The sequence below is a fragment of the Orenia metallireducens genome, assembly GCF_001693735.1.
Taxonomy (GTDB): Bacteria; Bacillota; Halanaerobiia; order Halobacteroidales; family Halobacteroidaceae; genus Orenia; species Orenia metallireducens.
Map to the genome: position 1 here is coordinate 443,859 of NZ_LWDV01000008.1, position 20,755 is coordinate 464,613.

18 protein-coding genes are annotated in these 20,755 nt (G+C 31.5%); 16 read left to right on the forward strand and 2 right to left on the reverse strand.

The annotated features are described in order from the left end of the window. Positions 1 to 70 precede the first annotated feature (70 nt). The 5 genes from murQ (at position 71) to nagB (ending at position 5,050) form a co-directional block, all read left to right on the forward strand. The gene (gene murQ / locus U472_RS06985; protein ID WP_068716855.1) at positions 71 to 964 is read left to right on the forward strand and encodes an N-acetylmuramic acid 6-phosphate etherase; all 894 of its coding nucleotides are present in this window, start codon (positions 71 to 73) and stop codon (positions 962 to 964) included. Positions 965 to 1,035: 71 nt separating this feature from the next. Continuing rightward, positions 1,036 to 2,178 carry an N-acetylglucosamine-6-phosphate deacetylase gene (gene nagA / locus U472_RS06990; protein ID WP_068716857.1) on the forward strand — a complete coding sequence of 381 codons (1,143 nt, stop codon included), beginning with the start codon at positions 1,036 to 1,038 and terminating at the stop codon, positions 2,176 to 2,178. A gap of 26 nt (positions 2,179 to 2,204) precedes the next feature. Next, positions 2,205 to 2,690: a PTS sugar transporter subunit IIA gene (locus tag U472_RS06995; RefSeq protein ID WP_068716859.1), complete on the forward strand. Its 486-nt coding sequence runs from the start codon at positions 2,205 to 2,207 to the stop codon at positions 2,688 to 2,690. Between the two features lie 135 nt (positions 2,691 to 2,825). Next, a complete protein-coding gene (nagE, locus tag U472_RS07000; RefSeq protein ID WP_068716861.1) occupies positions 2,826 to 4,217 on the forward strand; it encodes an N-acetylglucosamine-specific PTS transporter subunit IIBC in 1,392 nt (463 codons plus the stop codon). 104 nt (positions 4,218 to 4,321) lie between these two features. Further along, positions 4,322 to 5,050 (forward strand): glucosamine-6-phosphate deaminase, encoded by a 729-nt coding sequence (gene nagB, locus U472_RS07005; RefSeq protein WP_068716863.1) that lies wholly within the window; start codon positions 4,322 to 4,324, stop codon positions 5,048 to 5,050. A gap of 108 nt (positions 5,051 to 5,158) precedes the next feature. Here the strand turns inward: nagB and U472_RS07010 are convergent, their stop codons facing one another. Then, entirely contained in the window at positions 5,159 to 5,863 is a 705-nt protein-coding gene (locus U472_RS07010) for a hypothetical protein (protein ID WP_068716865.1), read from the reverse strand. Positions 5,864 to 6,620: 757 nt separating this feature from the next. Here U472_RS07010 and U472_RS07015 point away from each other — a divergent pair. From U472_RS07015 to U472_RS07035, 5 genes are all read left to right on the forward strand, one after another. Continuing rightward, a complete protein-coding gene (locus U472_RS07015) occupies positions 6,621 to 6,893 on the forward strand; it encodes a late competence development ComFB family protein (RefSeq protein WP_083189796.1) in 273 nt (90 codons plus the stop codon). A 149-nt stretch (positions 6,894 to 7,042) separates the two neighbouring features. Next, complete coding sequence (locus U472_RS07020; RefSeq protein ID WP_068716867.1) at positions 7,043 to 8,371, forward strand: hypothetical protein; 1,329 nt, start codon at positions 7,043 to 7,045, stop codon at positions 8,369 to 8,371. 247 nt (positions 8,372 to 8,618) lie between these two features. Then, entirely contained in the window at positions 8,619 to 9,329 is a 711-nt protein-coding gene (locus tag U472_RS07025; RefSeq protein ID WP_068716869.1) for a YetF domain-containing protein, read from the forward strand. Positions 9,330 to 9,376: 47 nt separating this feature from the next. Beyond that, entirely contained in the window at positions 9,377 to 10,159 is a 783-nt protein-coding gene (locus U472_RS07030; protein WP_068716871.1) for an inositol monophosphatase family protein, read from the forward strand. A gap of 75 nt (positions 10,160 to 10,234) precedes the next feature. Next, complete coding sequence (locus tag U472_RS07035) at positions 10,235 to 10,627, forward strand: hypothetical protein (RefSeq protein WP_068716873.1); 393 nt, start codon at positions 10,235 to 10,237, stop codon at positions 10,625 to 10,627. A 141-nt stretch (positions 10,628 to 10,768) separates the two neighbouring features. Here U472_RS07035 and hcp read toward each other — a convergent pair whose 3' ends face one another. After that, positions 10,769 to 12,118, reverse strand: coding sequence for a hydroxylamine reductase (hcp, locus tag U472_RS07040; protein ID WP_068716875.1), 1,350 nt, complete (start codon positions 12,116 to 12,118; stop codon positions 10,769 to 10,771). Between the two features lie 715 nt (positions 12,119 to 12,833). On the opposite strand from hcp, the gene U472_RS07045 reads away from it, so the two are divergent. The 6 genes from U472_RS07045 (at position 12,834) to U472_RS07070 (ending at position 20,743) form a co-directional block, all read left to right on the forward strand. Then, positions 12,834 to 14,150, forward strand: a complete 1,317-nt coding sequence (locus U472_RS07045; protein WP_068716877.1) for a glycoside hydrolase family 16 protein — start codon at positions 12,834 to 12,836, stop codon at positions 14,148 to 14,150. A gap of 643 nt (positions 14,151 to 14,793) precedes the next feature. Next, the gene (locus tag U472_RS07050) at positions 14,794 to 16,125 is read left to right on the forward strand and encodes an alpha-amylase (RefSeq protein ID WP_068716879.1); all 1,332 of its coding nucleotides are present in this window, start codon (positions 14,794 to 14,796) and stop codon (positions 16,123 to 16,125) included. A 250-nt stretch (positions 16,126 to 16,375) separates the two neighbouring features. Further along, positions 16,376 to 17,440: a hypothetical protein gene (locus U472_RS07055; protein WP_068716881.1), complete on the forward strand. Its 1,065-nt coding sequence runs from the start codon at positions 16,376 to 16,378 to the stop codon at positions 17,438 to 17,440. Positions 17,441 to 17,462: 22 nt separating this feature from the next. Continuing rightward, complete coding sequence (locus U472_RS07060) at positions 17,463 to 18,026, forward strand: hypothetical protein (protein ID WP_068716882.1); 564 nt, start codon at positions 17,463 to 17,465, stop codon at positions 18,024 to 18,026. Further along, positions 18,026 to 19,522, forward strand: coding sequence for a GspE/PulE family protein (locus U472_RS07065; RefSeq protein WP_068716884.1), 1,497 nt, complete (start codon positions 18,026 to 18,028; stop codon positions 19,520 to 19,522). The genes U472_RS07060 and U472_RS07065 overlap by 1 nt, the downstream gene beginning before the upstream one ends. A gap of 12 nt (positions 19,523 to 19,534) precedes the next feature. After that, positions 19,535 to 20,743, forward strand: coding sequence for a type II secretion system F family protein (locus U472_RS07070; protein ID WP_068716886.1), 1,209 nt, complete (start codon positions 19,535 to 19,537; stop codon positions 20,741 to 20,743). Positions 20,744 to 20,755 lie beyond the last annotated feature (12 nt).

Consider the following 20,755-nt stretch of genomic DNA (forward strand, 5'->3'; position numbering starts at 1 on the left):
AGAGAATAATTATTAAAATAATAGAAAAGTTTAATGATTTGCTTACCTTTCATAAAAGGAGGAGAGGGGAATGAAAAGCAAAATGGTTACTGAAGGAAGAAATCCAGATACAGTAGATATTGATACATTAACAACAATAGAGATGATTGAAAAAATAAATAATGAGGATCAAAAAGTAGCATTGGCTGTTAAAAAAGAAAAAGATGATATTTCTAAAGCTGTAGATTGTATAGTAGAACAGCTTAACAGAGGTGGTCGATTAATTTATATCGGGAGTGGAACAAGTGGTCGGTTAGGGGTATTAGATGCTGTAGAATGTCCACCTACTTTTGGTATAGATAATGAAATGGTTCAGGGGATTATTTCCGGTGGTAAAGAGGCTTTAAGTATGCCTCTTGAAGAGACAGAAGATGATGAGAATTTAGCGGTTAGGGATTTAACTGATATAGAGCTTGAAAAAAATGATATTCTTGTAGGAGTCTCTGCTAGTGGAAATACACCATATGTAGTAAGAGCTATAGAGTATGCTAAGAATTTAGGATGTAAAACTATAGGTGTTATTTGTAATAAAAATGGTAAATTGCAGGATATAGCAGATATTTGTATTGCAGTTAATGTTGGACCTGAAGTAATTATGGGGTCAACTAGAATGAAAGCAGGAACGGCTCAAAAAATGGTCTTAAACATGTTAAGTACTACTTCTATGATTAAGTTAGGTAAGGTGTATAGCAACTTAATGATTGATGTAAAACCAATTAATAAAAAGTTAAGAAAGAGAATAGAAAGAATTGTTCAGATAGCTACTGAAGCAGAATTAGATGTAGTAGAGAAAGTATCAAAGCAATGTAACTACAATGCTAGATTAGCAATTATAATGATAAAAAAAGGTGTAGATTTAGTAAAGGCTAAGGAACTTCTAGCTGATTATAATGGAATTATAAATCAGAAAAATATTGAGGGATGAGATAATAAAAACTCATTCTGAAGAAGTTATACTTTGACTGTAATTACGAATTAGAATGGGGGGGATATAATATGAAGGCTATAATTAATGGGAAAATAATCATGGAAAATTCAATAGTTGAAAATAAAGTAATAATATTTGATAAAGGAATATTAGATATAATTAATCCAAATCAGCTACAAGAGTATACTGATATTGAATTAATAGACATAGATGGAAAGTATGTAGCACCTGGTTTTATTGATTTGCATATTCATGGAGCAGGTGGTAAAGATACCATGGATGCTAATACGGAGGCCCTAACTGAGATAAGTTCTACAATATTACAAACTGGAGTTACAGCCTTCTTACCAACGACTATGACTATGGATAAAGAGAGTATTTATCAGGCTCTTAATGTGATAAGAGAACTGATGAATAGAAATTTAAAAGGAGCTAAAATATTAGGAGCTCATATGGAAGGTCCATTTATTAACGAAGAATATAAGGGAGCCCAGGATGCTAAATATATTCAAGAACCTAGTTATGAATTTGTAAAAGATTATTTAGATGTTATTAAAATTATTACTTTAGCACCAGAGGTGAATCGAGGTTATGAATTTATAAGTAAGATGAAAGAAAATAATACAGTATTATCTATGGGCCATTCTAATGCAACTTATAAAGAAGCAATTGAAGCTATTAAAAGAGGAATTAAGCATGCTACTCATATGTTTAATGCGATGACTCCTTTACATCATAGAGACCCAGGAGTAGTAGGAAGTGTTTTTACTAGTGATATTACTTGTGAACTAATAGCTGATAAAATTCATGTTCATCCAGACCTGTTTCAATTACTAGTAGATATCAAAGGTCAAGATAAAGTTATTTTAATAACTGATTCTATGCGAGCTGGTTGTATGAAAGAAGGGAAATATGATCTAGGAGGACAAGAAGTGACAGTTAAAAGTAACTCAGCTAGATTAGAAGATAGTACATTAGCAGGTAGTGTATTAACATTAAACCAAGCACTAAAAAATATAGTAGATAATACAGATTTGGATTTAATAGAGGCTATTAAAATGGTGAGTTTAAACCCAGCCAAGTTAATAAGCGTTGATAAATATAAGGGAAGTATTGCAGTTGCTAAGGATGCTGATATGGTAGTATTTGATGAAGAAATTGATATTTCTCTTACAATAGTAGAAGGAGAAATCCTTTATAATAAGCTATAAATTAAAACTAAAGAGGAGGAAGCATTATGTTCAATATATTTAATAAAAATAATAAAGTTGAATTTTTAGCACCTATGACAGGAGAAATAGTAAAAATTGAAGATGTACCTGATAAAGTATTTGCAGAGAAGATGTTAGGAGATGGAATAGCAATTAATCCATCTGAAGGTACTATAGTAGCTCCTTGTTCAGGAGAAATAATTCAAATTTTCCCTACAAATCATGCAGTAGGAATTAAAACTGAAACAAATCTTGAGTTACTTATTCACATAGGTATAGATACTGTTAAGTTAAATGGTAAAGGCTTTGAAAGCTTTATAGAAAAAGGGGATAAAGTTAAAGCTGGTGATAAATTAATTAAAATAGATTTAGATTATGTAAAAGAGAATGCAAAATCTTTAATCACTCCACTAGTAATAACCAATATGTCAGAAGTTGATAAGATGAATAAGCAACAAGGTAGTGTAGTAAGTGGTAAAGATCAAGTAATGGAGGTGATAGCTACTAGATGAATTAAATTTTATGAGTTTTAAGTAATTATTATACTGCCACAAGATAATAAGATAAATAAGCGGCAAGAATAATGCAGCAATGGATAAGAATTTGGTAGGTAATAAAATCAACTTTACAGAAGGAAGTGTATAATTATGAAAAAAATTCTTACTAACGTACAAAAAATTGGCAAAGCACTAATGCTACCAATTGCTGTCTTGCCAGCGGCAGCACTCTTATTAAGATTAGGGGCTGGAGATGTATTGGATATACCATTTATTGCAGCAGCAGGTGGAGCTATCTTTGAAAATTTAGCATTATTATTTGGAATTGGTGTTGCAGTTGGAATTGCTTTTGATGGTTCCGGTGCTGCAGGTTTGGCTGGAGTAGTAGGTTATTTTGTATTGACAAAAGGTACTCAATCAATAGATAGTGAGATTAATATGGGAGTTTTAGCAGGGATTATAGCTGGTGCTGTTGCAGGTGCCTTATATAATCGCTATCATGATATAGAGTTACCTGATTGGTTAGGATTCTTTAGTGGTAAGAGATTTGTGCCAATTATTACTGGAGCATCTTGTGTTTTATTAGCAGGAGTATTTGGGTATGCTTGGCCTCCTATTCAGACAGTAATTGAAGCAATAGGAAATTGGATTATTGGTGCAGGAGCCTTTGGAGTATTTGTTTATGGTATCTTAAATAGAGCTCTAATCCCAATTGGCTTACATCATGTTTTGAATAGTTTCATTTGGTTTGTATTTGGTGACTATACTACAGAAGTAGGTAAAGTTGTTACTGGAGATTTATCAAGATTCTTTGCAGGTGATCCAACTGCTGGAACCTTTATGGCTGGGTTTTATCCTATCTTTATGTTTGGATTACCAGCAGCTGCTTTAGCTATTTACCATTCTGCTAAGCGGGAAAATAAGAAAGCTGTTTCAGGTGCTCTATTTAGTATTGCTTTTACATCTTTTTTAACTGGGATTACAGAACCCCTTGAATTTAGTTTTATGTTCTTAGCTCCTATCTTATATATTATTCATTCTATATTGACAGGAATATCTTTATCAATCACATATATTTTTGGTATTAAACATGGCTTTGGATTTTCAGCAGGGGCTATTGATTACTTTTTAAATTATGGTTTGGCTACTAATCCTTTCTTATTAATTCCTTTGGGAGTAGCTGTTTTTGCAATTTATTATTTCTTGTTTAGATTTATGATTAATAAATTTAATATTTCTACTCCAGGTAGAGAGGATGATAGAGAAGAAAGTAAGCAAGGAAGAGTTAATAAGAATAGTAATATTGATGCTAGAGCTTATATAGAAAATTTAGGTGGAGCTGATAATCTAAGTAGTGTGGAATCTTGTATCACTAGATTAAGACTTACTGTTAAAGATGCTGAATCTGTTAATGAAGCGGGTTTGAAGAGCTTAGGAGCTTCAGCAGTTATTAAAGTTAGTGATGAGGCAGTACAGGTAATTGTTGGAACACGTGCAGAAGCCATTGCAATCAAGATTAATGAAGAGTTAAGTAAACTATAATAAGTTTAGATTAATAATGATTATTACAAGTTTTTATAAACAGCCATATATCTGTGGCTAAAGGTTGTTAGTCACAATATTAATAGTAAATAAGAGGTGAGTTTATGAGAGTTCATATTGTGGGAAGTTATGAAGAGTTAAGCACTAAAGCTGCAAGTATAGTATCAAGTCAGGTCATTTTAAAACCCAATTCAGTATTAGGGCTTGCTACAGGTTCAACTCCTGAGGGGATGTACAAAAAATTAGTTGAGCTCTATAAAAGAGATGTGATTGATTTTAGTGAAGTGATTAGCTTTAATTTGGATGAATATATAGGTTTAGATTCTAACCATCAACAGAGTTATACTTCTTATATGTTTAATAATTTATTTAATCATGTCAATTTCAAAGAAGAACATATTAATCTTCCAATAGAAGCTGAAGATAAATTAGAGGAGTTTTGTTTAAAATATGATCAGAAGATTGAAAGGACCGGTGGAATTGATTTACAGGTCTTGGGAATAGGGACTAATGGACATATAGGATTCAATGAGCCAGACAATAAGTTGAAAACTGGAACTCATATTGTTGATTTAGCAGAAGAGACAATTGAGGCTAATAGTCGCTTCTTTGATTCTAAAAAAGAGGTGCCAAAACAAGCTGTTTCGATGGGAATGAGTTCTATAATGGGGTCTAAGAAGATATTATTATTAGCTAGTGGTGAGAATAAAGCAGAGGCTATTAAAAATACTATCAGTGGTAAGATTACTACTGAGGTTCCATCTTCGCTATTACAATTACATCCAGATGTTACCATTGTAGTAGATAAAGCAGCTGCTAATTTAATTAAATGATTTATATAATTTTTTATAAAGAGATTATTCATTAAAGAAGTTATAGTTTAAATAACTATAGGTAAAGGAAGACAGAGGTATCTCCCTTTACCTATTTTTAATATTTTATTAAAAATTACTTTCTAATCCTAAGAAGATAGCAGACTGGTCATTATTGAAGCTCTTCTTTAAATCACTCTCTTTAAAATCGAAATTGGCTGTCTCTACATTATTTAAAGTATTATCCTTTGGTAGATATTTAGTAAAACTATAGCCGACTCGAACAGTTAAATTTTCAGCCAATTTTATCTTGATTCCCATCTTAGCTCCATATTTTTTAGTGCTATCAGAGATTTGAGTATTACTCTGGCTATTTTTAATTCTGCCATTTAACTTTACCTTAGGATTGTAACTAAGCTCTCCAAATGCAGATAGTTTCTCATCTAAAGCTACTTCTCCAGTTCCAATTAAGCTGATACTATGCTCTTTAGAGGATACATTCATATCTGGAAAATAATTAGATGATAATTGAGTAGAACCATAATTATAACCAATTCCTAATTGGGTAGTTAACCTTTCAGTAGAGAATAGTTCATTTAATACTGCAAAGTTGAGTTTATTAACATTTAGATTGATACTATATTGGTCAATTCTACTGAATGTATAGTCACCTTTAAGGGACCAATTATCTTCAAATCTAAACTCTCCTCCTAATGATTTGTAAGAGGTATCAGACTCCAAAATTTCAAAGGAAAGCGAGTTTTCAGCATAACTTGCAAGCTGAAAATTTACTATGAGTACTAGTGCGATTAAGGCTACGATTATCTTTTTCATATAATTCTCCTTTCTTTTTAGCTTACCTTATTAACTTCTAAGGTGGAGTGCTAAATCCTTTTGTTAATTATAAGTAAAGAGATTGATTTTTACATTTTTCAATAAATATTTCAAATTTATTCTAATCAAGGGGTGTTAATAGCTATTTCAAAGACATAATAATTAATAAATTGTACTATTTTGATTTTAATATGAAGAACTTGAATTTAATCTATATAGTTCAAAATTGATACAATAGATAGATATTGCGACACTTTTAGAATTCACACCTCACCCTAACCCTTCATACAAAACCGGTCTCTCCTATTCTTAGGAAATGTTTTTTATTGCGAAGTGGTCGCTAGACCCGGAGAGAGGGAATAAAAGAAAATATAGTATCTTCCCTCTCTCATTAGTTAAGGAGAGGCTGATTTTGCATGAAGTGGTAGATAGATCCGAAAGGGGGCTAGGGGGTGAGGTGTGAGATTTTGAATTTAACTCTCAACTATCCACTATGTACTGAAGTTAAAGTGTCACAATATACCCATTATCCCTTAATACCTATATTAAAATATAATACTTCAGTTCTAAGGTTAAAAGTGAAATCGTTTTTTTAAGAAATAGAATATAAAAAGGAATCTTCATAGATAATATAGAATTATTAATAAGTCAAGAACCTTGTAATTTTTACTTGATTCTATCTTTGATATAAATATCTGGTTAGTGAGAAATATATTTTTGATAATAAAAAAATATTAAGAGAGGGGATGAAAATAAATTGGCTACTGGAAATTTGATGGAGATAGAGGTTAAGATCATGGTTGATGAGGTATTAGAGGAGAAGGAAGATATATGTAATTGTGAACAATGTAAGAATGATATAATAGCATTGGCTCTTAATAACATAAAGCCTAGATATGCTGGTAGTAACAATGGAAGGGTAGTTGTTGATAGTGTAGATCTGTCAAGTACTCAGACTAAGATGGATATATATAGGGTAGTCCTTGAGGCTTGTGAGGAAGTAAAAAGTAGACCCCATCATAATCGTTAATTATAATAAAATAGTTTGATGATTATAAAAAGTGGCAAAGGATTGTCACTTTTTAATCTATTACAGACTAGATTGTTGGCAGTTGGTTTATGTGAAATATATTATAAAAAAGATAAGATCAAGGTTTTAAGTGAAGAGGAGGTATTGAAATGGCAAATAGGAGAAATAGAGGTGGTTCTTCTCTTGAAAATAATAAAACAGAACAGAAGTTTGTAATTGATATAGATAGAGCAATCTATAAGAGGATGAATAAGAATTATTATTTGAACCATACCTCTATCTCTGATTTTGGTCAAATTATCAGTAACCTTTATAATGACTTACGAGAAGAGGAGAATCAAGAGGGTTTAGATAAATTAGAGAGTTTTATTAACTATTTTTTCAAAAGTCTTGATAAGGAGCATAAGCAGATTGATAAATCTAACATAGGACTATATCAAGGGCTGCTAGAGGTAATATCTTTCCTTAAGACTAAAGGCAATAAAGTTACTCTAGAATTTTTGAATATTTTTAGTAAAGTACCTAATGAAGAACAGCTAAATTATATTAAAGCTACTAATACTATCATTAAAGCAGAGAGGAAGTTCAAAAATGATTTCAATAACCTTTCCAAATTACTCTATGCCAGTGATGTTATTTTAAGCTTTGCTGGTGATCAATCTGCTAAAATTAAATTTTTTAATAAGTTATTTACTAATATTATCAGTATAAATAACCTAGTAGGTATAAATAATTTCTTTACTGAAGTAGGGATTGATGTTAAGGAATTAAAGGTAATTAATAAATGGCTCTTTAGAAGGAGATTAGAAGAATTACCTGATAGAAGGCTAGATAGAGCTAATAATACAGCAATAAAAGATAATAAATATTGGTTATATAAGAGTTTAGAAGTTAATGATCAGTCCTATTTAGGTAAATCTGTTAATAAACTCTATGATAACTTAAAGGATTGGAATAATAAGAAAGCCTTGGTGGGATTTGAAGACTTTATTACTAATCTCTTACATCGAGCCAATAAAGGAAATTCAAAAGGGGTAAAAACCTCTATGAGGTTACTTACTATCTTTCAAGAATTTGATGGAGGCAGCTTAGAAGATTATGAGAGATTATTCTCTACAATCTCATCCTTTAAGAAGGTAAATTATAATATAACCTTTAATTGGATAGACGCTTTTGCAAAGATGCCTCACTTGGCAAGGGTGAAATTTATTAAGGCTACTGATTTATTATTGAGCTTTGATGAGAAGAAGGATGGAAGGATCCTAGTAGATTTTGAGTATACTGTAGGTTCTATCTTATGTTTTAAAATATTCAAGAAAAGGAGAATTTTACTACTAAATAGGTTTCTTGACCTGATTATAGAGTGTGATAATCAATATGAAGCCAATGGTATCTTTGATAAGATTGGTATCAGTAATGGAAGGCACATAGATAGAAGGCGTCTAGAAAGAGGGTTAAGAGAGCTTGAGCAGAGGTAATATATGATTTTTAAGAAGGCTAAGATGAGCATCTTAGTCTTCTTTTTATTATATACCTTGTTGAATAAATAAAATCCAATGTATATTTATATTTTTAACTATAAATTCCCAAATTAGGTTTTACCTAATGGTGATTTACCTTACTTTAAAATTATCATCCATCTCATATTCACTAGATTTAATAGAATAAAAATAAAAAATCTAACTAAAGATAATAATAAGAAAAAATAAAGGAGATTTATAAAAAATGAATCCATACATAGAAATATTTATTAGAACATTAGTAGTCTTTGTACTGTTGGTTACCTTAGCTAGGATAATTGGAAGAAAGTTATTGGCACAATTATCTGTCTTTGAATTTGTAACAACAATTACTATCGGTAGTGCTACAGGTACCTATGTTGTTGAAAAATCAAAGGGGAATGTGATGTTACTAAGTCCCATTATCTTAACAACTTGTGCAGTATTTCTTGGTTATATGACTGTAAAAAGCTTAAGGTTTAGAAAATTAATTGTAGGAGAGCCTGTAGTTATCATTCAAAATGGGGAGATTTTAGAGAAGAATATGTTAAAGGCAAGATATAGTTTAGATGATTTAGAGCGCCATTTACGGGGTAAAGGGGCCTTTAAGTTAAATGAGGTAGAATTTGCAGTCTTAGAATCTGATGGAACCTTAAGTGTTCAAAGAAAGAGCATCTATGATCCTGTAACCCCTAATGATTTAAATTTGGATACACCTTATAAAGGTTTAGCTACAGAGATTATTAAAGATGGTGAAGTTTTAGAACAGAATTTAAGACAGAATAACTTGGATTTTAATTGGTTATATAATCAGCTAAGAGAGAATAGTGTTTCAAGTGTTTCTGATGTAATGTTAGCACATCTAAATACAGATGGGACACTTTATTTAGATTTAAAGAAACAAAAGCCTGATTATACTCAGCAGGTAGAAGATTGAAAGATGATAAGTAAAGAAGAGTATCAGCAATGGAAGGATGATAATTTGTGGATAGATTCGAGGTATTGGATAAAGTTAAAGGGTGGGTTAAGGAGGTTGGAAGATTACAGATTGATAGATTGCATGACAATTTTGAGGTTAGGACCAAAAGTAATCAGAATGATTTAGTTACAGAAGTAGATGAACTATCAGAGAAGATTCTGATTGATTATATTAAAGCAGATTATCCTAACCATTCAATTATATCTGAGGAGAGTGGTGCTGATCATAGAGAGTCAGATTATCAGTGGATTATAGACCCCTTAGATGGTACAACAAACTATACCCATGGGTTTCCTTTATTTTGCATATCTATAGGTTTGCAGTATCAAAGTGAAACTATTCTTGGTGTTATTTATGCTCCTAAATTAGACTACCTGTATTATGGTATCAAAGAAGAAGGGGCATTTTTAAATGGTAAAAGATTGAAAGTATCTACTACTGCTAGGCTGGAGAAGGCTCTACTAATGACAGATTTTTCTTATTATCGTGTTGAAAACCCTGATGATAATATAGATTACTTTGATAGGGTTGTTAAGAAGGTACGGGGGACTAGAAAGACTGGAAGTGCTGCTTTAGATTTATGTTGCATAGCTGAAGGGACGGTAGACTTTTTTTGGGAGTTAGAGCTAAACCCTTGGGATATAGTTGCAGGGGCTCTACTGATAAAAGAAGCTGGAGGTAAAGTGATTACATTTAATAAAGAGGATAAATTAACGATTATTGCTGGAAATAATAAGTTATCTAATAAATTAATGGAGAAAATAAAGGTTAAAAATAAAAATAGCTAATAGATATAATATATTTTTAACACTATACTATTCTCTTTAATATAATGATTCTATAATCAATAAGGGGTGGTATAGATGGAGAATAAAAGCAATAATTTATTTCAAGTATTACAGGATAGTCAGGAGATTATTGATGGTGTGAATAATCTATTAGATGTAATCAGAAGACCTGAGTCAGAAAATAAAGGAGTAAGAAGAGATGACTCTGATGTTAAAGTAGAAAGGATATTGTCAATTAAAGTAATGGAAGAAGGTCAAGTTAAATTTAATTATGATATTCCTCTCAATCTGTTAATGTTAAGTAGGAGATTTATATCGGCTAAGGAGATTCGGCGTTTGAATAGAGAATATGGAATAGATATTGATGATATTATCAAAAGAGCTAGTACAACTTTGTTAGAAAAGGAGAAGATAGTAGATGTTTATAATAAGAATAATGATGTTAAGATAGAAGTTAGTATTTTATAAAATTCAGTAACAGATTTATCTAAGAGAAATCTAATATTATTATTTACATAATATTAAATCTAAAATTTGAATATAAAAAGAAGAATAGTGCATCTGCACTATTCTTCTTTTTATATTTTTAAAGGGGAGTTTAAACTTGGATTATCCTAACATCTTCTTTAAGTCTTCTTCAACATTACCAGTAGTCTGTAAGTTGAAGTTATCTTGCAATACCTTAACAACATTTTCACTCATAAATTCAGGTACACTTGGTCCAACATAGATATCTTGGATTCCTAAGTTGAATAATCCTAAAAGAATTGCTACAGCTTTCTGTTCAAACCAAGATAATACGATACTTAATGGTAGGTCATTTACTTCACAGTCAAAGGCTTCAGCTAATGCTAGAGCAATTTTAACTGCAGAGCCAGAGTTATTACATTGACCTAAATCGATATATCTAGGGATATTTGTTCCTGGTACATTTCCGTAATCTACATCATTGAATCTAAACTTACCACAAGAAGTAGTGATTAATACACAGTCTTTTGGTAATGAAGTTGCTAAATCTCTATAGTAATCTCTACCTTTAGTTGGAGCATCACAACCAGCAATTACGAAGAATCTTTGGATCTTTCCTTCCTTAACAGCCTCAATAATTTCAGGTGCAATACCTAATACAGTTTGGTGATGGAAACCAGTTGTCAATGTTTCATCACTTTCTACATTAGCCACAGGTAAAGATAATGCTTTCTCAATAAGTGGTGAGAAATCATCATTTTTAATCTTCTTAGCTCCTTCTAAGCCAGCAGTTCCATAAGTGAAGAATCTATCCCCATAATCTCCTCTAATTGGCATTAGACAGTTAGTAGTTCCTAAGATAGCTCCTGGGAATTTAGCAAATAGTTTACGTTGATCATACCATGCTTTACCAACATTACCTTTTAAGTGCTCATATTTATTCAATTCTGGATAACCATGAGCTGGTAACATTTCAGAGTGAGTATAAATGTTGATTCCTTTTCCTTCAGTCTGCTTTAATAATTCCTCTAAAGCATATAAGTTATGTCCAGTTACAACAATAGAATGTCCTTCTACTTTATTTTGGCTTACTGTTACTGGAGAAGGAACACCTAAGCTATCAGTATGAGCCTTATCTAATAAGTCCATTACTCTAGTAGTAGCCTCTCCAACTTTTAGAGCCATACTAATGTGCTCTTCTAAGTTAAAGTTAGAATTAGTTAATGTAGTATATAAGGCCTCATGAGTAATATTATTTACTTCATCATCAGTATAGCCAAGTTCTCTAGCATGTGTAGCATAAGCAGCTACTCCTTTTAGTCCAAAGATAATGATATCCTGTAAACTAGCAATATCAGGGTCTTTACCACAAACACCAAATTTTGTACATCCACCTGTAGGGGTCTGTTCACATTGATAACAGAACATATCACAGCTTGATTTTACAGTCTTATTTTCTTTCTTGTCATTTCCTTTAAAAAGTCCAAACATATTATTTTTCCTCCTTGTATTCAATTAAAATTATTCTTCGCTTTTTACTTTCTATATAAATAATAACCTATTAATCCTATCGGTTCTGTGAGGTAAGTCACTCGGATAGAGTTTTTTATAAATTGTTTTTGAATATATGAAAGGTGGAAAGGAATTATTATCTATAGATCAATACAAATCAAGGATTAATCTCTAAAAAATTTTGAAGTTTTTAGTTAATAATTTCTTATTTAAATTAAACTATAGACAGATAAATTTTTCTATAGAGAGGTGTTTATGTCTAATTTATATTTAAGCTTCTCTGATGTGATGAGTTCTTTAATATAAAGTTATATTTTTGGTAATAATTGGATTGATATAGAATTAACGACAGGGACAAACAAAAATAAACAATTTTTAGTAATATAATTTACATTTAACAAATATTATGATAATATAATTATAAAATGATAACCTTACAATTATATAAGAACTTTATAAAATGATAGGAGGTGTAATTTGAAAGGATATCTTTTGTGAAGAAATGTAACAAGATATACCCAGTATAACAATTTATTTTTGTTAATAGTGGTATATACCTATAGTTATATATATTATAATGTCATCTAGACCATATTAGATATGTAATAAATTAGAGTGTAGTAATAAGGGAAAGTTTATAAGTTAATAACCCCTTCCTAGTTTTTAAATTAAATTTAACCAAGGGGGACTACTGATGAATAAAATTAAAAGATTATTATCGTTTCTATGTATTTTTATGATGATTATGGGTGTTTTTTCTGTAAAGGTATTTGCTTATGAACCGACATCTGGTGATATAGCAATAAATGGTGATTTTACTAATGGTCATGATCATTGGTATTGGACAATGATGAACACAGCAGAAGCATATAGATATGTAAATAACGGAGAGTTTGTAGTAGAGATAGTAGATGGAGGGTGGGAAACTTACCAACTTCAACTTAATCAACCTGATCTAACAATTACTGAGGGAAAACAATATGCAGTTTATTTTGATGCCAAAACTACAGAAAATAGTAGTGGTGGGCAACCTAGTCCTAGAACTATCATTAGTACTGTAGGTAAAGCTGGTAAGCCATGGACTAGTTATGCAGGTGCACATACCCATGAACTTACTACTGAAATGCAGAGGTTTTCTTACACATTTACAATGTTTGAACCGACAGATTTTCGTGCTCAACTTTCATTCCAATTAGGCAACGACGACAGAGATGTAGTAATTGATAATGTAGCAATTTATGATTTAACAGGTGGCGATGATCCGACACCTCCAGCAATGCCTACTCCAACTGCAACATATGATACTTTAGTATGGAGTGATGAGTTTAATGGTACAGAGATTGATACTACAGTATGGACTCATGAAATTGGAGGAACAGGATGGGGTAATAATGAACTTCAATATTACACAGATCGCCCAGAAAACTCGAGAGTTGAAAACGGCAACCTTGTAATAGAAGCTAGACAAGAATCATACAAAGGTAAGAGTTATACTTCTGCTAGATTAATAACTGAAAATAAGATAGATTTTCAGTATGGTCGTATTGAAGCTCGTATAAAACTTCCTTATGGACAGGGAATGTGGCCAGCATTTTGGATGTTAGGATCTAATTATTCTAGTGTAGGTTGGCCAGCTTGTGGAGAAATAGATATAATGGAAATGGTAGGTGGTGGAGAGTCGCGTGATGATACAACTCATGGAACAATTCACTGGGAAAATTCATATGGTGAGCACTGGAGTGACGGTTATCATACTCAGATTGATACTGGAATACTTGCTGATACTTACCACACAGTAAGTATTGTTTGGGATAGTAGTTATATCTACTGGTTCTTAGATGGAGTACAATTTAATGCTATATCAATTTCTGAATCTGATAAAACTGAATTCCATAAGCCATTCTTCCTTCTTTTAAATCTAGCAGTAGGAGGAAACTGGCCAGGATCTCCTGATAAATATACTAATTTCCCACAAAAATACTATATTGATTATATCAGAGTGTATCAATAAATCTCTTTGATTTATAGATTAAAAGGGCTACTTAAATAGTAGCTCTTTTTGTTATATCTTAAATTATATATATAGTAAATATAAACCTTATTATATTATCTTTTTAGTATTAGAAAAGATTATTTAAATATTTTAATTTTATAGATTTGTTTAGCAATACCATTGTTAATTTACGATAAAAATTATCAGATATAGTTTATAGGGAGAATATCAATGAAAAGGTTAGATAATATATTAACTATCATGGACTTTATAAATTAGAGATAATTCTATATCAAATTATAAAAATAAATAATAGCTATATAAGGTTTGTAGTTAAATATTTTACTTTATTTATAAAATGTCAAAGGATTGTTATAAAAAGCACATAATTTTTAGAAAATTCAGCCAACTAGTTATTTACATATAAAAAAATATATGTTATTATTGTTATATAATCTAATACAAGGTTAAAAGTTCTAACAAAAACCAAGGAGGTGAATTTTTTAAAATAGTTTCAGTGTTTGAAGATTAATTGATGTTGTCAACTCAATGAGACTTAGAAGTGCCAATTAATTTTAATATATTAAAGTTAATTGGAAAATAGGATAATTAGATAAGATTATAACCCCTTATTAAACCTTATTAATAGGAGGGTGTTTTTTTGAAAAACTTTAGAAAAAGTCTATTGGCAATATTGGCTAGTCTTGTAATGGTATTTGGTTTTGTTGGAACTAGTTTTGCAGGTGTAATGATGCAGGGGTTTTATTGGGATCCGCCTGCTGGAGGAACCTGGTATGATACTATGAAATCTAAAGCGTATGAGTTATCTCAAGCTGGATTTACAGCTATTTGGTTCCCATCTCCTACCAAAGGAATGGGTGGAGGATACTCGATGGGTTATGATGTTTATGATCATTATGATTTAGGTGAGTATAATCAAAAAGGGACTATAGAGACTAGATTTGGTAGTAGAGCAGAATTAGAGGCAGCTATTCAAGCTTATAAAAATGCTGGTATGCAAACAATCGTTGATACAGTAATGAATCATATGATGGGAGCAGATGAAGCAGAATACAATCCATATACAGGTACTGAAACTTGGACTAAATTTGACTATGTTCATGATAAATTCGAAAAGAATTATGAACATTTCCATCCAAATGTTACTCATAATACTACTAGTGAACCTTATTATGGTGGACAATTTGAACCAGATATCTGTTTTTATAATGATTATAATTATATGGGTAATGGATTAAAAGAATGGTCAAAGTGGTTAAAGATAGATATCGGATTTGATGGATATCGTTTAGACTTTGTTAAAGGTATGCAGCCTGATTATCTTAAGTCATGGAAGAATACATGGCCAATGAGCAGTAGCTTTACAGTTGGAGAGTATTGGGATGGAAATAGAGATACTCTGAATTGGTGGGCTAATGAAGTTGGAATGCATGTATTTGATTTTGATCTATTCTATACTTTAAAGGATATGGCAAATAGTAATGGGGCTTTTGATATGAGAGGTTTAAATGATGCAGGTCTTATTGAAATCAACCCAGGTAGAGCTGTAACCTTTGTAGAGAATCATGATACTGATGAGCATGACCCAGTAACTACTAATAAAATGATGGCATATGCTTATATTTTAACTCATGAAGGATATCCAACAGTATTCTGGAAAGACTACTATAATTATGGATTAAAAGATGCTATCAATAACCTAGTATGGATCCATGAGAATCTAGCAGAGGGTTCTACAAGTAATCTATACTCTGATGCAGATTTATATATAGCTCAGAGAAATGGTGGAAAGGGATTAGTAGTAGGATTAAATGATAGTGATAGCTGGAGAAGCCAATGGGTACAGACTAGATATACAAATACCACGTTAAAAGATTATACTGGTCAAGCAAATGATGCTTGGGCTGATGGTAATGGATGGGTTGAACTTTGGATTCCACCAAAGGGATATACAGTTTGGTCAACCTATTAAGATAACTTTAAAATAAATATTTAAATTGCTAAGCCTCGGATTCTTCCGAGGCTTTTGATATTGTTAAATTTATCATTTTTTAATAGCAAATGATGTTATATTTACTCTTAATTAAAGATAAATTACCTCTATAGTAGAAGTTTAAATTCTTTCTAGATGGCAGGAAATTTGGTAGTTATCTAGAAATATGTATGTGAAAATGTTATACATTGTAACGATTTTTTATAATTTATTTAAGGAGAGGAAATATGTGAAGGATGAAAATGCTTATGCTCTAATAATTGTATTATGGAGTATAGTTATAATAGGAATTATCTTTGCTAATTTGGCAGATGAAGCTTATTTAAATAATTTATTGACGCGAAATGATTTAAAGAGGCGAGAAGTAAGAGATGCATCACTATCAGGATTAATGTATGGTATAGATATTTTAAAAGAAGAGATCGATTATAGAGATGTTAAAGATATGATTGTTAAAGAATTAGATTTTGAATCTGGGAATGATATAAGTTGTCAAGTAGAGATAGAGGAGATTGGAAGTAGGTTAAATCTTAATTATGACCCTTATCGGACACTATCCAGTTTAAAATGGTGGAGTAAAGATTTGGAGCAAGAGGTAGAGAAGAGTGATTTATTTCCTAATTTATCTTTTTCTAAGGAGATTATAGAAGAGAATTATAATAAAGATTATGAAGAGTTTAGTTTTGATATAGTCTCTAAAGAGGTTACTACCTATGGTAAATTTAATATTAACTATGCACGTTTAGACTCTTTGAGAAAGTTATTAGAATTAAGAGGTGTTGATGAAAGTCAAAGAAATATAATTATACAAGAGCTTAGTAGGCTCCGTCGAGAGGATAAATTAATCGATCTTGTTGATGAGATGCCCAATTTAATTACAGGACTAGATATGACTAGCTTTGATAAGATAAAACCATATTTAAGTACAGAGGGTAGGATAAATATTAACCTAGTTTCTGAAGAACTCTTAGATGTATTAATAGAAAGAATCCTGATAAGTAGGGATAAAGACTCTAAATCATCAAGTCGTTATAGTAGGTTGATTGCCAATTATCGTAATAATTATCAGATTGAAGATTTTGAGAAGTTACGGAGTCATTTAAATATTTTTCAGGGTGAAGAGTTTGATTTACTTAATGTTTATTTTAGCACTTATTCAAAATACTTCTCTATTAAGGTAAAGAGTTCTTCACAGGATATAAAAATTCAGAAGAATTTAAATGTTATTGTAGAAAGATTAAAGACAGGTAGGGATACTTATAAGATTAAGATAATTAATTGGACTGAAAGTTAAAAACAGACTTATGGGGGTAACTATGTTTTTTAAATCTATTGATGTTTTAAAGAGAATCAAGATTCTTTTACTAGTACTTTTAGTTGTTAGTTCTATTTATTTTATCTCTTCAACAAAGAAACTGTTCGCAAATATGTGGGGGGCTAAAGAGGTAGATCCTATCTTAGCAATGATTCCAGTATTAAAGAAGAGGTTAGATAATCTATCTCCACTAGAATATGAATATAAGATTAAATATAAGGATAGAGCTTGGCAAAATGAGATAAAGGAGGATATCTTCTTTGGAACTCAAAAAATATATACTTCTCCCCCTCTCAAAAGACCATCTAACACCCCAAGGCCTCAAAAGGAATTTAAAAAGGAGAAAAGGATTATTCCCTTTACTTTAATAGCAGTATCTCTTTCTAATAAAAAGGAAGATAATATGGCTATTTTGTCTAATAGATTTTCATCATATACTCATATTGTAAAAGAAGGAAGGGTAATAGAGGACTACCAAGTCTTATCTATTAAGGAGTCAACGGTAATTTTAAAATATAAAGGAGAAGAGATTACCCTATCTTTATCTAAAGGAGGGAAAGTTTAATGATTTCTGATTTAGATATTAATTTATTAAAGCTCTTTCCTCAGCAATTTCTAAAAGAGCATCGATTGGTACCAGTAAGAAGAGAAGATGATGGAATATTATTTATCAGTGATCAACATCCATCTTTGACAGCATTGGATAGTTTAGAAATATATTCTAATAATCTAATTAAATATGAAGTTAAGCCAACAGATTTAGTCGATAATCTAGTTGAAGAGTATTTGGGAATTTCAGCAGACACCGTAGAAGGGATGTTAAGTAATGTAGACTTGATACAGTTAGATGATTATTCTAGTGTAGATTTCGATACAGAGGTAGAAGATATAGAAGATTTGGCTCAAGAAGCACCTATTATCAGATTGGTAAATATTATTATCAACTCTGGTTTTAAAAGAGGGGCTAGTGATATTCATATTGAACCTTTTGAAGATGAGATAAAGGTTAGGTATAGGGTTGATGGTGTCTTAAGTGAAGCAGAATCACCACCAAGAAAACTATTGCCAGCAATTATAACTAGAATTAAGATTATGTCAAATCTCGATATTGCTGAAAAGCGTCTTGCTCAAGATGGTAGGATTAGGATAAGAACTTCTAATCGAGAGATTGATATCCGTGTTTCGATCACACCAACTCTCTATGGAGAGAGTGCTGTATTACGATTATTAGATATGTCAGCCATCTTACTAGATGTTGAGAATATTGGTTTTGGTCCTAAGTTATTAGATGATTATTTAGGATTGATTAGTCAACCAAATGGAATCATCTTGGTAACAGGCCCTACAGGAAGTGGAAAGACTACTACATTATATGCCACCTTAAATTATTTGAAGTCGGCTGAGACAAAGATAATTACAATTGAAGATCCTATTGAGTATCAGCTAGATGGTATTAATCAGATTCAGGTTAAGCCAGAGATTAACTTTACCTTTGCCCAAGGTTTACGGTCTATCTTACGTCAGGACCCTGATGTAATCATGGTAGGGGAGATTCGTGATGTAGAGACAGCTAAGATAGCAATTGAGGCAGCTCAGACGGGACACTTGGTATTTGCTACACTACATACCAATGATGCTCTTGGAACAGTTAACCGTTTGCTTGATATGGGGATTGAAGACTACTTGTTAGCTTCAACATTAAAGGGGGTAATAGCACAGCGCTTGGTTAGAGTATTATGCCCTCATTGTAAAAAAGAGTATCTTCCAGAAGAGAAGTTATTGAAAGCTGTAGGAAAAAAACTAGTTGATGGAGAAAGACTGTATAAAGCAGTTGGCTGTGAAGAATGTAGTCATACTGGTTATAAAGGCAGGACAGGATTTTATGAATTACTAATCATAGATGAGAAGATTGAAGCTATGATATCTCAAGGTAAGAGGGTAGATGAAATTAAGAAGGTGGCAAGAGAAGAAGGGATGGAAACTATGTTAGAGAATGGTTGGAATAAAGTCAAAGCAGGAATCTCTACTATAGATGAATTGATTAGAGTAACTAGAAGTTAGGGAGGATTTTAGATGGTCAAATTTAGCTACAAAGCCATCAACGACAAGGGGCAAGAGGTTAAAGATAAGATGGAAGCTCTTGACAGCGATGATGCTAAAAAGAGATTGGCTGAAGAGGGACTATATCTCTTTGAACTAAAGGAGATTGATGAAGGTTCAAGTTCAACTAATTTCTCCTTTACTTTAGGTAGAAAGAATGAAAATAGAATACTCTTTACACGGCAATTATCAAATCTTTTGGTAGCAGGGGTACAGCTTGGGGAATCCTTACAAGTAATTATTGAGTTATTAAAGCCTGGAAATTTTAAAGATATAGTAGAAGAGATATATGAGGATTTAAAGGGTGGTCGTGGCTTTGCGGAGTCCTTAGCCCAATATCCTAGTTACTTCTCTAAGGGGTATGTGAGTATGATTAGAGCAGGTGAAGAAGGAGGATTTCTTGATTTAACCTGCCAACGTTTAGCCAAAAATTTGGAAGATAATCATCGTTTTAAAGCCTTTATAACTACAAGTATGATTTATCCGATTGTCTTATTGGTGGTATCGATAATGGCAGTTGTTGTGATGTTAACCTTTGTTCTTCCTAAATTTTTATCTATTTATGAAAATTATAGACAAGGACTTCCTTTATCCACTGAGATACTATTAAAGGTCAGCAACTTCTTATCAACTTATTGGTTGATTGTATTTATTATCCCAATACTAAGTTTCCTAGCTATTTGGTCTTATTATAAGACTGAAGATGGAAGAATGAAGATTGATGAACTATTATTGCAGCTTCCTTTTATAGGGGAGTTTATAATAAAGGTGGAAGTTGCTAGAATTAGTAGAACTCTAGGCACTATGCTAGATAGTGGAGTTAATTTATTGAAGGCTTTAGATATTAGTCTTCAAGTAACCTCTAATATCATCTTACAAAATACTCTGCAGGTAGCTAGAGAGAAGGTACAAAAGGGAGGAGCTTTATCAGAAAACTTAGATAGTAATGGATTTTTTCCTCAAGTGGCAGTTCATATGATAGGTATTGGAGAACGAACAGGAAAGTTATCTGCTATGTTATTACAATTAGCTGATAACTTTGAAGAAGAGTCAAAGTCGAGTTTAGAGAAGATGATGAAGGTTTTTGAACCTTTAGTAATTTTAGTTATGGGTACTGTGATTGGAATAATTGTAATCTCTATGTTATTACCGATGCTTAATATCAATTCAATATCTTTTTAAAGGAGGAGTTTG

Bases quoted from the DNA above. Each gene is read 5' to 3' on its own strand.
- hcp (WP_068716875.1), bottom strand. From the start codon at position 12,118: ATGTTTGGACTTTTTAAAGGAAATGACAAGAAAGAAAATAAGACTGTA.
- U472_RS07035 (WP_068716873.1), top strand. From the start codon at position 10,235: ATGGAGAATAAAAGCAATAATTTATTTCAAGTATTACAGGATAGTCAG.
- nagB (WP_068716863.1), top strand. From the start codon at position 4,322: ATGAGAGTTCATATTGTGGGAAGTTATGAAGAGTTAAGCACTAAAGCT.
- U472_RS07020 (WP_068716867.1), top strand. From the start codon at position 7,043: ATGGCAAATAGGAGAAATAGAGGTGGTTCTTCTCTTGAAAATAATAAA.
- U472_RS07025 (WP_068716869.1), top strand. From the start codon at position 8,619: ATGAATCCATACATAGAAATATTTATTAGAACATTAGTAGTCTTTGTA.
- U472_RS07010 (WP_068716865.1), bottom strand. From the start codon at position 5,863: ATGAAAAAGATAATCGTAGCCTTAATCGCACTAGTACTCATAGTAAAT.
- U472_RS06995 (WP_068716859.1), top strand. From the start codon at position 2,205: ATGTTCAATATATTTAATAAAAATAATAAAGTTGAATTTTTAGCACCT.
- murQ (WP_068716855.1), top strand. From the start codon at position 71: ATGAAAAGCAAAATGGTTACTGAAGGAAGAAATCCAGATACAGTAGAT.
- U472_RS07045 (WP_068716877.1), top strand. From the start codon at position 12,834: ATGAATAAAATTAAAAGATTATTATCGTTTCTATGTATTTTTATGATG.
- U472_RS07065 (WP_068716884.1), top strand. From the start codon at position 18,026: ATGATTTCTGATTTAGATATTAATTTATTAAAGCTCTTTCCTCAGCAA.
- U472_RS07070 (WP_068716886.1), top strand. From the start codon at position 19,535: ATGGTCAAATTTAGCTACAAAGCCATCAACGACAAGGGGCAAGAGGTT.
- nagE (WP_068716861.1), top strand. From the start codon at position 2,826: ATGAAAAAAATTCTTACTAACGTACAAAAAATTGGCAAAGCACTAATG.
- U472_RS07060 (WP_068716882.1), top strand. From the start codon at position 17,463: ATGTTTTTTAAATCTATTGATGTTTTAAAGAGAATCAAGATTCTTTTA.
- nagA (WP_068716857.1), top strand. From the start codon at position 1,036: ATGAAGGCTATAATTAATGGGAAAATAATCATGGAAAATTCAATAGTT.